General features: G+C 39.8%; 10 protein-coding genes. 6 read left to right on the forward strand and 4 right to left on the reverse strand.

The window, feature by feature from the left end; genetic code table 11:
* The first annotated feature begins 4 nt into the window (after positions 1-4).
* Positions 5-1,456, forward strand: coding sequence for a c-type cytochrome domain-containing protein (locus AC13EX_RS22700; RefSeq protein ID WP_048644122.1), 1,452 nt, complete (start codon positions 5-7; stop codon positions 1,454-1,456).
* Between the two features lie 143 nt (positions 1,457-1,599).
* Here AC13EX_RS22700 and AC13EX_RS22705 read toward each other — a convergent pair whose 3' ends face one another.
* From AC13EX_RS22705 to AC13EX_RS22715, 3 genes are all read right to left on the reverse strand, one after another.
* Positions 1,600-2,601, reverse strand: coding sequence for a hypothetical protein (locus AC13EX_RS22705; RefSeq protein ID WP_482894458.1), 1,002 nt, complete (start codon positions 2,599-2,601; stop codon positions 1,600-1,602).
* Between the two features lie 246 nt (positions 2,602-2,847).
* Positions 2,848-3,990, reverse strand: coding sequence for a hypothetical protein (locus AC13EX_RS22710; protein ID WP_482894459.1), 1,143 nt, complete (start codon positions 3,988-3,990; stop codon positions 2,848-2,850).
* A gap of 153 nt (positions 3,991-4,143) precedes the next feature.
* Entirely contained in the window at positions 4,144-7,104 is a 2,961-nt protein-coding gene (locus AC13EX_RS22715) for a DNA polymerase III subunit alpha (RefSeq protein WP_482894460.1), read from the reverse strand.
* Between the two features lie 225 nt (positions 7,105-7,329).
* Here AC13EX_RS22715 and AC13EX_RS22720 point away from each other — a divergent pair, with 225 nt between their 5' ends.
* On the forward strand, positions 7,330-7,602 hold the full coding sequence (locus tag AC13EX_RS22720) for a hypothetical protein (RefSeq protein WP_482894461.1): 273 nt from the start codon (positions 7,330-7,332) through the stop codon (positions 7,600-7,602).
* A gap of 102 nt (positions 7,603-7,704) precedes the next feature.
* Here AC13EX_RS22720 and AC13EX_RS22725 read toward each other — a convergent pair whose 3' ends face one another.
* Positions 7,705-8,337 carry a hypothetical protein gene (locus AC13EX_RS22725; RefSeq protein ID WP_482894462.1) on the reverse strand — a complete coding sequence of 211 codons (633 nt, stop codon included), beginning with the start codon at positions 8,335-8,337 and terminating at the stop codon, positions 7,705-7,707.
* 892 nt (positions 8,338-9,229) lie between these two features.
* On the opposite strand from AC13EX_RS22725, the gene AC13EX_RS22730 reads away from it, so the two are divergent.
* The 4 genes from AC13EX_RS22730 to AC13EX_RS22745 all read left to right on the forward strand — a co-directional run bounded on the left by AC13EX_RS22730 (position 9,230) and on the right by AC13EX_RS22745 (position 11,698).
* Positions 9,230-9,883, forward strand: coding sequence for a hypothetical protein (locus AC13EX_RS22730; RefSeq protein ID WP_482894463.1), 654 nt, complete (start codon positions 9,230-9,232; stop codon positions 9,881-9,883).
* 114 nt (positions 9,884-9,997) lie between these two features.
* Positions 9,998-10,636, forward strand: a complete 639-nt coding sequence (locus tag AC13EX_RS22735; RefSeq protein WP_482894464.1) for a class I SAM-dependent methyltransferase — start codon at positions 9,998-10,000, stop codon at positions 10,634-10,636.
* Positions 10,637-10,653: 17 nt separating this feature from the next.
* Positions 10,654-11,235 (forward strand): YdeI/OmpD-associated family protein, encoded by a 582-nt coding sequence (locus AC13EX_RS22740; protein WP_482894465.1) that lies wholly within the window; start codon positions 10,654-10,656, stop codon positions 11,233-11,235.
* A 100-nt stretch (positions 11,236-11,335) separates the two neighbouring features.
* Positions 11,336-11,698: a DUF2200 domain-containing protein gene (locus AC13EX_RS22745; protein ID WP_482894466.1), complete on the forward strand. Its 363-nt coding sequence runs from the start codon at positions 11,336-11,338 to the stop codon at positions 11,696-11,698.
* The last annotated feature ends 35 nt before the right edge of the window (positions 11,699-11,733 follow it).

Consider the following 11,733-nt stretch of genomic DNA (forward strand, 5'->3'; position numbering starts at 1 on the left):
TTAGATGGAGCAAGGATCAGATATTGTTATTTTCTTTGGCAGGTTTCACCCCCTGTTTTTACACTTACCCATAGGTTTTCTAGCCTTGGGGTTTCTAATGGAGATTTTATCCCGGAGGGATCAGTTTTCCTATCTTAAACCTGCTGTAGGTTTTGTGTTGGCACTAGGTGCCTTGTCCGCATTATTAACAGCCATTTTAGGATTGATGTTGGCCCAGGCTGGAGATTATGGGGAAGATCTGCTGTTTATTCATAAATGGGCAGGAATATTATTGGTGCTTTTTGCTTTCGGTAGCTGGTGGCTGCATTTCCAAAGAGAAAAAAAACCTACCCTACAAATCAAAAGGGCTTATTTGGGCTCTCTTTCTATAATGATGTTGTTTTTGGCTGGAGCTGGTCACTATGGAGGATCACTTACACATGGTTCTACCTACCTTACTCAGTATATGCCTGATACCATGAAAAAACTGGCTGGTATACCTGTAGAATCTAAAGGACCAAAACTAATTGAAAACCTGGATGAGGCGGTAGTGTATGTAGACATCATCCATCCCATCATGGAGCAGCGGTGCAATTCCTGCCACAATGCCAGCAAGAAGAAAGGGGACCTACAAATGCATACAAAGGAAGCGCTTTTGAAAGGTGGGGAAAATGGTGCCATATTAGAACCCGGAAGTGCAGCAGAAAGTGAGATGATCAAAAGGATTCACCTGGAAGAAAACCATGATGACCATATGCCTCCTAAAGGAAAGTCTCAGTTGACTGATGATCAAGTGCTTTTGCTCGAGTGGTGGATCAATGAAGGAGCTCCTTTTGATAAGAAGGTAGCTGAACTTAAGGCAGATGAGGAAGTAAAAAATGTATTGCTTACCTTATCTGACCCCAATGCAAACAAATCCGCTGTAGAGGTACTACTGGCAGAAGGTACTACTGCCATTGACGAAGAAAAATTAAATGCTTATGTGAATGAAGGCATTGCTATTAAGCGGCTTTCTAATGAAGACAATTGGCTACAGGTGACTTTGTATAGAAAGGATTCAGTAGATGCCATACTTGGGAGATTGGCTACAGACTTTCCTGACCAAATTACCTGGTTGGATGTTAAAGATACCCAATTGTCTGATGAAGGATTGGAGGCTGTAGGGAAATTAAAAAACCTTACCCGATTGAGAGCTGAAAAAACAACTGTCACTGATGCAGGCTTGGTCCATTTGGCAGGATTGGATTATTTAGAATCACTTAACCTTTATGGAACAAAAATTACGGACACTGGACTTGATCACCTGTCTAAATTACCTAACCTGAGACGCTTGTATGCCTGGGATACACAGGTGAGTAAAGAAGGCGCTAATAAATTTATGGAGGAAGCAAGCTTAATAGAGGTCAATTTGGGTTATGAAGTCAATGTAGTTGATTCCCTTACAGTAGAGGTAAAACCGATTGCGGTTAGCAATTGATTTCACAACTCTTTATTTTCTAAACAACAATAACCGTGGAAACCTACGGAAAACTAAAAATACCAAGCCCCCAATTCTTTCTAGAGTTGGGGGCTTGGTATTTAGTGCTGCTGTCAGTGAGCAATGGGGTATTTATTGCCTATTTAGGGTTTAAATGGATTGGCTTCAATATAATTCAATAATATACTTTTTACATTTTCTACTGTTCCTGATTTCATGCCTCCATCAGTGGCTCCGGTTATCCAATATAGGACCATGCCTGCATCCGAACAATCCCATTTACCTTTTTGAAATTTGACTACATCATCTACTTCTGCTATTTTTCCAAGCATCCATACCCACTGAATTCTTGGATCAGCGTGATTTTTGGCCCAATCCCATTGTGCTAAATCCACCTTCAAGTTTATGTTTTGATCAGGAATGCGAACTTCTTCAACTCCAAAATCCAATACCTGTTTCCAGGTATAAAAATCTCCTGCATTGTCATTCGCCGGATGATGGGTAATTACCCTTACAAATTGGTGTTTACCGTAATCGGCAGCCTCCAAAGCAAGTCCTATAATGTCAGGCTCACCTGCTTCAATGATCCACAATGGGTTTTCGGCCGAAGATTCATTTATGGCTTTAGCTAGATCATTGACGGTTTCCTCTTGTTGCCAAAGGGCGTCGAAAAACACCAGAGAATCATATCCTCCCCATCTGCGGGCCGTAACATCGCAGGCTACTTGCATCAAATAGTGCCGCTCCCTTTCAGCCCTTTCAGAAATTCTTGCCCCTCTAACCAAATCACAACTGTGGGAATAATGCACCAATCTGTCTGTTAATCCTGCTGCCCGCAACAAAGCTAAAGAAACAGCTGTTCCACCTAAGTCATCCGGATCGGGGGAATTGCCATCCGCCACAATGGCCATTCTTCCCGGTGGAGGAGAAATTACTATACCTAATTCAGTATCGAAATTTTGCAATGACTCTCCTTTAGCTCTTGATGAAAGCACGATTCCAGCCCTATCTCTGTCTTTTGAACTTCCATTAATCGCATTATTTGGTTTTACCCCTATATGACCAGCCTCCCTTACTGAATTTTGTGCTTCTGCATTTATGCTTAAGCAGGCCAAAAAAATTGCGGAAAGAAAAATTACTCGCATAGTGATTGTCTTATTGAGATTATTGGATGATGTATTTCACATCGCTAGCGGTTCCAAAATTCATCGATTGGATCTTATCCGACTTTTTGGATGTGATTTGTAAAAATATCATTTAAAATCAAAAAATCTGTTTATAACCAGTGCTAGCAACCTGATTTCGAGTTAAAATAGGCCTAAATTTATTATATCGTCACTAAGTACCCTTTTTGGGGTTATTAATTCTCTAGCTATTTCCAGCAATTACTTCTACTGCGGCACCAATGCTACCTGATAGATGGTATAGAATTCAGGCTCCTGATCCAAAAGCTCAACATGCTGTCGCGCCCACAACCGATTTTTACCATCTACATGTGTAGGGGTAAAATTGGTGGGACAGAGGCCGACTTCGCTGTATACCCCTTCAGCTTCTCTTACCAGAAATTTTAAGGGGTTCAATCGGGCGTTAATTTTTTTGGCATCCTCCTGGGTGGCCGTTTTGTTGGCAATGATAACATCAAGAGACAATCCGGACCGATAAAGGATCAGGTCTTTCTCATCCACCTTAAAATAGCTTTCTACTTCACCTTTCCTAGGCTTAGGAGTGTCGTAATCTTCACTTCCCCCAAACGGGTATCCCGGATTAAGGATAAAATCATCAAATGGGATACCTTCCACGGTTAATCCATTTTCCGCTTTGCTCAGGTCATGGGTATGAAATAAGGTGTCTGTGGCAAAAACAAAATGAATCTTGTCTTCATTCACCTGAAACATTGGCCTGATAAAATTAAAAGCCTTACCCTGTTTGTACCTGCTTTTAGGATGCAGGGGAGTAATGGGTACGTAGCCCCCTGAATCAAGGCTGATAAGGTCAAAGGTGTTGAAATGGTTGTAATAGTCCTCCTGATTTGTTGCGACTGGATGTTGGGCTCCTCCGGTAAAGGCAACTAGGTTGGTTTCATCGCCTATATTGACCTTATGCAAATGATCAAAGCCGGAGTAAGTCATACCTTGACCTGCATAGGGTTTCTGATGACTTTTAATATAGTCAAAATCAAGGTTATATATCACCAGCTTTTGTCTCCCCATGACAACAATACTGTCTCCTACAAAAGTAGCGGAACAAGCGGTATTGCCATAGGAGCTGGGCGCATCGCCCGGTTGATTGAAGGTGGAAAGAACCTCCCCGTTTTTATCCGTGAGGATGAATTGATTTTGCTGGAATTCATGGAAAAGAAATAAATCTTTAGTGGAGTGAACGGCATAAAGTTGCAGGTTTCCTAGAAAATCCACCTGTACTGAATCCACTATTTCTAAAGCGTAGGAAGTGTCTGAGAGGTTGTCATTATCTTTGGATCCACATGAGAAAAAGCAATTGATCAAACAGATTTGTAGTAGGATTGTCTTTTTCATAGTAAAATGATTGAACTATTAAGTTAATTAAAATTTAGCGATATTCCATTTCAAATAAGGTTTTATTCATTTTAAAGGGAATGATCAAATGCTAAGGGAGGATTGGCCTAGAACGCTTGTATAGAAGTGATTACCGTCCTCGTTTTTCTAAGGTTAATCCTCGGCATTCCAGTAGGCCATCCTTTCGCAACTGCTTACTTCTATGCTGTAAAAGTCAAACTCCTCAGTTACCTTTCCTTTGATAAGGTAGATGCCCCGCCCTTTTAGAGGTGTTTTTTTTACCACCGGAGGGAAATGGACCGTGTCTATCCAGTGCCCATCTTTGTCTATAAAAGTGCCGAAATTCATTATATCTCCCTTAACGGTACGCGTGTACTTGACCGTGACCAAGTAGCCAATAAGCTGTACACGCTTGCCCAGGAATTGCTTCATTTCCAATGCAGCAATTCCCGAAGTTTTCTGATCTTTCACCAAGTGGAAAGGGCTGATTAACGGGAATTCCAGAATCTCCAGTTGATCGATAATCTCCTGTCTCAGGTCCAAATCTTCCAGCACGGGCGCCTTTAGCTCACGGAAGCCCGCATTGGCAAATAAACGATGACTTCCACCAACAGGACTTTTTTTGCGGTGCATGATAAAATGGGCTTCCCATAAACTCTCTTGTTTGCTCTTCCCTGTAAAACGAAAGCAACCGATTCGGATCAGAATCAGCACTTGCTCCAGACTGATATCTACCCTAGAGATAAAATCAGTCAGTCCAGCATAGGGGCCAGCCTTTTGCCTTTCAGCCAATAGCCTTTTGGAGGTTTCTTGTTGCAGGTATTTCATGTGTACAAAGCCCAAGTAAACTGTTTTTCCCTTGATATTGGTGAAATAGTCGCTTTCATTCAGGTGTGGGGCCTGTACATCTGCGCCATTCATTCGCAGCTCGTGTATGTAAAATTCTGTATGGTAAAAACCACCAAAATTATTGATAACGGCCACCATAAATTCCAGAGGATAATGGGCCTTCAGGTACAGGCTTTGATAGCTTTCCACAGCAAAAGAGGCCGAATGCCCCTTGGCAAAGGAGTATCCGGCAAAACTCTCGATCTGATGCCAAACTTCTCCGGTGACTGTTGCATCCCTGCCCATTTCTTGACAATTGGAAAAAAAACGATCTTTGACTCTTTGTAAGGCTCCTTTTGAGCGGGATTTGCCACTCATTCCCCTTCGGAGGACATCCGCTTCACTCAGTGTGAGCCCAGCAAAATGGTGAGCCACTTTGATCACATCTTCCTGATAGACCATGATGCCGTAAGTTTCAGGCATGATGTCATTCAATACAGGATGAGCCCTTTCCCTACGGGCGGGATTTACATGTCTCAGAATGTATTCCCGCATCATACCCGAACGAGCCACACCAGGACGAATGATGGAACTGGCAGCTACCAACTCCAGGTATTCATCGGCTTTCATTTTGGCCAGCAACATACGCATGGCGGGAGATTCTACATAGAATGCCCCGATGGTACGGCCTTCACGAAGATGTGCTTTGATGGCAGGGTCTTTCTTAAATGCAGCTACCTGACGGATATCCACTGTTTTTCCCTGATTTGTATGAATCAGCTCCAGTGCACTTTTAATGTGGCCAAGACCCCTTTGGCTGAGAATGTCGAATTTATGCAAGCCTATGTCTTCAGCCACATGCATGTCAAACTGGGAAGTAGCAAAGCCCTTCGGTGGCAACTCAGTAGCGGTGTAATAGTGAATGGGCTTGTGGGAAATCAGTATTCCTCCGGCATGTATGCTCAAATGAGAGGGCATATTGCGGATCACTTTGGCATATTGATAAATCAGTTTGCCGTATTGGTCGGGAATGTAATTGCTACTGTCTAGCTTGTCACCATAGTAGATCAGGGATTCTATTTCCGATTTGGGTAGGCCAAAGACCTTTCCCAGTTCTCTCAGTACGGAATTGTATTGGAAGGTGTTAAATGTAGCCAGTAGACAGACATGGTCCTGTTTGGGTTGGTTATAGGTGTCGAATATATAGTGGGTGATTTCATCCCGGTCTTTCCAGGAAAAATCAAGGTCAAAATCAGGTGGGTTTTCCCGGTAAAGGTTGATAAAACGTTCGAAATACAGGTCCAGCTCAATGGGGTCCACATCTGTAATGGCCAGGCAATAAGCCACGATGCTATTGGCCCCACTGCCCCGGCCTACATAGAAGAAGTTTTTGTGCTGTGCAAAATTGACAATGTCATAATTGATAAGAAAGTAAGAAACAAAGCCTTTTTGTTGGATAATCTCCAGTTCTTTAATGATGCGTTTTTCTTTGGTTTCATCCAGACTACCATAGCGGCGAAGGGCGCCTTTGTAGGTTTCCTGTCGCAGGTAATCAAAGTCTTCCCAGTCAGATCCCAGAATGTCTCTACGGTTTTTTACAGCTTGAAAATAAAAGGAAAATTGGCACTGCTCCAGAAGCTTTTGAGAATTGTAAATCAGGTAACTGTGTCCTTCGCAACGCCCAACCATATCAGCATAGCCATAAAACCGATCTGTAGGATCTCCCTGTTCGTTGAGAGGGAGTTTGCTGAGCAGGGTATTGCCATCCATGGCCCGCAATAGGCGGTGGGCATTAAAGGCTGTTTTGCTGGCGAAGGAAACCGGTTGTAAAAGCACCAGCCGCTCTTTGTGTTTGGCCCATGGACTGTAGGGAAGCCGATTGAGTTGCGAAGGATGTATGCCAAGGTATTCATTCTCCTTCAGGGCAAAGAAAGTTTCAGTAAAAGGGTAGATTACCACACTGTGATCGAATACCGGTGCCCTTTCGGGAAAAGGCAATTTGTTCATCAGGTGGTGGGAGAGGTACTTGTTCAGTTCATAAAAACCTTCCTGGTTTTTAGCCAAACCGATAAATTGCTGCTTGCTGCCATTGCGAAAATCTATTCCTATGACCGGGTGAATGCCATTTTTTTGGGCCTCTCGGATAAAAGGAAACACCCCTGAACAGCTATTGATATCTGTCAGGGCCAGGGCATCAAGTTTTTTCTTTTTTGCTTCCAATACGAGCTCCTCAACAGAGAGAGTGCCATACTTGAAGCTGTAGTAACTGTGGCAGTTAAGGTGCATTTTGTTTATATAATTAACATTTACTGGTTAATAATATAAACAAAATGAATTGATTCCAGGGGGTTAGTAGGGAAATTTTTAACTCAGTAAAGACAATACTGGGTATTTCCAACACAGGATTTATCTATTAAAATAGCCATTAAGCTGCTTTTTTATCTTTATTCTATTGGTGATTTATTCCCTAAATTTTCTTATTTTAATTGATGCAATCAGTGATCCTTTCTAATGTTCAAGAAAAAGACCCAAAAAACACCGAAAAAAGAAATAGACAAAGCAAGTAGGTTAATGCATCAGTATTTTGATAAAGAAATAATGAAAGATTATAATAATATAAATACATTTGATGAGCTAATCGAACTTGAACATGGTAAGATTGGTACCGAAAATCGAAATAAATACGAGGAAGGTGCACAAATGTTTATCGTGAGCGAAATGTCAAAAACTGGTCGCATCTCCTGCGTCGGCTTTCCCAGGGCTACAAATATTGCACCCCACTGAGGTGCGACATTGGGTATTGTCGTTGGATTGCTGCATTTCGAAAATGTTAGGTCTCGGAATGACGATTCTCCTATGATATTGGGTGTAAGCTTAAGTCAAGAATTACCTTATCACCGGTCGACCATGAACTTCTATCCAGTCCAGTCTTGAGCAGGCTTTGGATTGTCCTCCAGGCATTAAATCGGTAAAGCCTATTTCTTCCACATTCGATAAGTCTGGATCAGTTGCCGGACCTATGGCTACTATGCCTGTAGGGTCCAGGTGGTGCCAGTTGATGTCCTGTATATTGAATTCCCAGATGCGCCAGTCTTTAGAAGCGCCGGCAGATTGGTCACTTACCAGCCACTTTCCATCAGCCAGTTTCAGGGAAATTCTAAGTTCTCTTAGACCTACTTGTTTGGAGCGAAATTTCACTTTGGCAAAACCTGTAAGGTCTACGTTTTGTTGGCGGTGTTTAAGGCTTAGCATCCAGTTGCCCTCGCATAAACCTGACCAGATGTAAAAAGGATCGTCTACGGGTTTTTCATGGTTGCTTTTTTTGATTACATCTTTTCCCGGTCCATATAATTGTACGGTTAAATTCTCATTTTGCACATGGTTTTGGTTGACAGGTATTTCTGCGGGTGTTTCTTTCCAATCTTCCCTAAAAAAGAGATCAGGGCGGTAGCTGCTTTGTGCTATGATAATTCCGGTAAATACCAGGTAAAAGCTGAAGCTTAGGATGGTTTTTTTCATGATGGGTAGTTATTTTAGGAAGGAATTTAAGGTAAACCTTCCCAAATAAGGAAAATACACGTTAAAATGCAAGGCGATTTCTGTTAGAGTATTTTTAATTACCAAATCGGTTTTTGTATTATCTGGATTATGTGATAGAGCTCTTATTGACGGCCCTAAACTTTCTTAAGAAGGGGGTAACCCCAAGAAAATCAATCTATTTTGAGACTGAGGTATAGGGTTGCTATAGCGATATGGAAATAGCATCAAAGTGGCTGATTTGAAAAGGTAATATTATGTAATAGAGGATCAATTCCATATTTTTGGTTTAACCAGATTTCTTTAACAAACTGATTTATTATAATTATGTGAGGAATTAGTGATTTTTCCCCACTTTGCAGTAACGATATTTTATAAGTAGTTTTAATTGATCCGAATACTTTACATTAAATAAGATAAAAAGAACTAGTTCAATTAGGAGAATAGTTATTAATTTGGTGATAAATATAATAATAAACGCTATCAGATAGTGACTAGATACTACATGTAGGTGGGTTGGTTTTAAAACTACTAGGTTAGAATATTATTCCTAGCGAAATTTTTGGTAAACCCATGATTACATTAATGCTGTAGATGAGTTAGTTAAAAGTTTTAAAATTATTAATTATAGCAATCTTTAGGAAGTTTATTTAAATTGAAACCAAATTTAAATATTTTTAATTTTAAAAATTTGGAGAACTATTTTAAGTAGTCTTATAGCCAACTCCATTACTAAATATTAGAAAGTATAAAGAACTTAATTTTTAGAAAAGAGCCATTAAAATATGATGTGTGGTTGGTAAATTTGGGAAATTGTTCTTTGTAAGAATCATTTCAGTACAAGTAAATTATTCAGATATAAAATATATAGAAAATGAAGTTTTTAAATCATTTGATCGGATTATTTATCATTGTTATAATGACAACAGGTTGTGAGAATAATAGCAATATGGATAATTTTGATTATGGAAACGTAGAAAGTGGAGTCTATCAAAATGATTATTTTGATTTTAAAATTAAATTGCCCGAAGGTTGGGTAGTGCAATCAAAAGAACAAACTGAACTTATTTCAGATGCAGGGAGAAATCTAATAGCGGGGGATGATGATAATATGAAAGCCATATTACAAGCATCTGAGATTAACGTAGCTAATTTGTTAGTAGCATTTCAATATGAAATGGGCACTCCAGTTGATTATAATTCAAATATTATGGTTGTTGCTGAAAATATTAAAAATTCACCAGGAGTTAAAAATGGAGGCGATTACCTTTTTCTCTCGAGAAAAATTATAGAGCAAGGCCAACTAAAATATGATTACTTATCTAAAGAGTTTGAGAGTGAGACAATTAATAATGTAGAGTTTCATAAAATGGAAGCTCAATTAAATTATAGTGGTATTGAAATAAAGCAAATTTATTATTCAACTATTTTGAAGGAATTTAGTTTTAATGTAATCATATCATATGCGACTGACGAACAAAAAGAAATACTTTTAAGTGCTTTAAATTCCATGGATTTTGATAAATAATTTAAAGTCTATAGGGTTTAAACTAAAATGGAATGCCATGGAAACAGCTACTTCCTTTGCTCATTATTTCAAGTTATTAACTTAAAAAACCTTTATTAGTAGTATTATTAAACCATGACGGAATTTTGGGAGGAGAGCTTCAAGGACAAGCAGTCCATGTGGGGATTTGCTCCAGCTGATGCTGTATTTGATGCCATTAAGTTGTTTCAAAAGCATGGTTTGCACAAAATCTTGATTCCCGGCTTTGGCTATGGGAGAAATGCGAAGGCTTTTATGGATAAAGGCTTTTATGTAACCGGAATAGAAATCTCAGAAACAGCAATTGCAATTGCTAAAAAGACTTATGGGAGCGAAGTCAATGTGCACCATGGCTCAGTAAGTGAAATGCCTTTTGACAATGAAGTTTTTGATGGGATCTTTTGCTATGCTTTGATTCATTTGCTTGATGAAAAGGAAAGGGCCAAACTAATTGTCGATTGTTACAATCAGCTTAGAGAAAATGGTATTATGATTTTTGTAGCCATTTCTACCGATGATCATGCTTTTGGGAAAGGGGCGATGATTGACAAGAACCGATTTTTGACACCTCATGGTGTTGAATTGTTTTTTTATAACTTAGACGCTGTAAAGGATGAATTTGGAGACTTTGGCTTACAAGATTCAGAGAAAATAATGGAACCTTCGAAAAGTATAAAAGGTAAGCCGGGGCAAATATTTTGGAAGATTGTATGCAAGAAAATCGCTAATAGTTAAAAGAATGAATTAAAACCATGACCAAGGTAGTAATCGAGGATTTCTGTCCAACAAACAAAGAAGAATGGAGCGATTGGCTAGAACGCCATCATATAATAAAAGAGGCGGTATGGCTCATTGTTTATAAGAAAAAATCACCCACTCCAAACCTTACCTGGAGCGAATCTGTAGACGAAGCTTTGCGGTTTGGCTGGATAGATAGTCTGAAAAAGCCTATAGATGATGAAAAATATAGACAATACTTCAGCAAAAGAAAGGCAAACAGTATCTGGTCTAAAACGAATAAAGACAAAATTGAAGCTTTAGTAGAAAAAGGCTTGATGTCGGAGGCAGGCTTAAGAGCCGTGGAAATTGCCAAAAGAAATGGCTCATGGTCTATCTTGGATGCTGCTGAAACACTGGAAGTCCCTTCGGATTTAGCAAGTAAATTCAATGAATTCTCAGGATCAAGAGACTTCTTCAATAGTTTAAGTAAATCTGGCAGGAAAAGCTTACTACAATGGATTGCGATGGCTAAAAGACCAGAAACCAGAGAAAAAAGAGTATTGGAGATTGCTGAAAGTGCAGGCCAAAAGCTAAAGCCAAAAGCATTTAGTTAGGTTTGGGTCCCAAGTCTTTTTAAGGATTGCCAAAAGCACACTATTGTCGACAGCTTCAATACCAAAATAGTTATCAAAGAACATAAAATCCCAAAATTCTATGAAAGATACAAGTCACCACGATGAGCGGATTGCTAAAATGACATTCGCTACGGTATACCCACATTATGTAACAAAGGTGGAGCGGAAGGGCAGAACAAAAGAAGAATTGCATCAGGTAATTGAATGGCTCACAGGGTTTAATGAGGAGAGAATTCAGGAGCTTATTGAAACAAAGGCAACTTTTAAGGAATTTTTCCGGCAGGCCACTATAAATCCCAACGTAGACAAAATTAAAGGTGTTATCTGTGGTTATCGGGTGGAGGAAATCACAAATCCGTTGACGCAGCAGGTAAGGTGGCTAGACAAGCTGGTGGATGAACTGGCCAAAGGTAAGAAGATGGAAAAGATTTTGCGGGATTGATAAAAGTAAAAGTTTTAAATTTTATGTCAGAAGCT

Source organism: Cyclobacterium sp. L-R, assembly GCF_056859355.1.

Excerpts from the sequence above, each read along its gene's own strand:
- AC13EX_RS22700 (WP_048644122.1), top strand. The coding sequence starts at position 5 with ATGGAGCAAGGATCAGATATTGTTATTTTCTTTGGCAGGTTTCACCCC.
- AC13EX_RS22705 (WP_482894458.1), bottom strand. The coding sequence starts at position 2,601 with ATGCGAGTAATTTTTCTTTCCGCAATTTTTTTGGCCTGCTTAAGCATA.
- AC13EX_RS22710 (WP_482894459.1), bottom strand. The coding sequence starts at position 3,990 with ATGAAAAAGACAATCCTACTACAAATCTGTTTGATCAATTGCTTTTTC.
- AC13EX_RS22715 (WP_482894460.1), bottom strand. The coding sequence starts at position 7,104 with ATGCACCTTAACTGCCACAGTTACTACAGCTTCAAGTATGGCACTCTC.
- AC13EX_RS22720 (WP_482894461.1), top strand. The coding sequence starts at position 7,330 with ATGTTCAAGAAAAAGACCCAAAAAACACCGAAAAAAGAAATAGACAAA.
- AC13EX_RS22725 (WP_482894462.1), bottom strand. The coding sequence starts at position 8,337 with ATGAAAAAAACCATCCTAAGCTTCAGCTTTTACCTGGTATTTACCGGA.
- AC13EX_RS22730 (WP_482894463.1), top strand. The coding sequence starts at position 9,230 with ATGAAGTTTTTAAATCATTTGATCGGATTATTTATCATTGTTATAATG.
- AC13EX_RS22735 (WP_482894464.1), top strand. The coding sequence starts at position 9,998 with ATGACGGAATTTTGGGAGGAGAGCTTCAAGGACAAGCAGTCCATGTGG.
- AC13EX_RS22740 (WP_482894465.1), top strand. The coding sequence starts at position 10,654 with ATGACCAAGGTAGTAATCGAGGATTTCTGTCCAACAAACAAAGAAGAA.
- AC13EX_RS22745 (WP_482894466.1), top strand. The coding sequence starts at position 11,336 with ATGAAAGATACAAGTCACCACGATGAGCGGATTGCTAAAATGACATTC.